Annotated in this window: 1 protein-coding gene; it reads right to left on the bottom strand. The window is 72.3% G+C overall.

The annotated features are described in order from the left end of the window. Positions 1 to 491 (bottom strand): two-partner secretion domain-containing protein (locus tag APY03_RS01825; protein ID WP_157103360.1); only part of this gene is annotated, 491 nt, incomplete at both ends.

Raw genomic sequence — 491 nt, 5'->3', positions numbered from 1 at the left:
CCGCCGCTCGTGATGCGCCCGCTGTTGGCGAGGCTCTCGGCCGCGATGGCGGCACGGCGCGCGGCCTGGATCGTCCCGATGTTCTCCAGCCGCCCGTCCGCGGTGATGATGAACTCGCCCGGGCCGGAGAGCGGACCCGAGCCGTCCGCCGCCATGATCGTGCCCGCATTGCGCGCGCCGACGCCATGCTCCGTGCCGATGAGGGTGATCTTGCCGGCGTACATGCCGCCGAGATGGGCGAGATCGAGCGCGAAGACGGGCGCCTTGCCCGTGCCGGCGGTCGGGCTGACCTGCCCCTGGTCGGGCGAGACCTGGTTGGCGCCCGTGACCACCTTGAGCTCGTTCGCCCAGAGCGCCGCATTGACCTTGATGGCCCGCGCGAGGATGGCCGCGTAGTCGGTGCTTCTCGCATCGAGTCCGGCCCCGTCGATGCTGACGGTGCCCCCGCGCACCACGTAGCCCTCCAGCCCGCCGAGCGCGTTCAGCTGCGG

The organism is Variovorax sp. WDL1 (assembly GCF_001541225.1).
Lineage (GTDB): Bacteria > Pseudomonadota > Gammaproteobacteria > Burkholderiales > Burkholderiaceae_C > Variovorax.
Note: the sequence above shows the minus strand (reverse complement) of the source record. Positions and strands in the feature narration are given on the sequence as shown.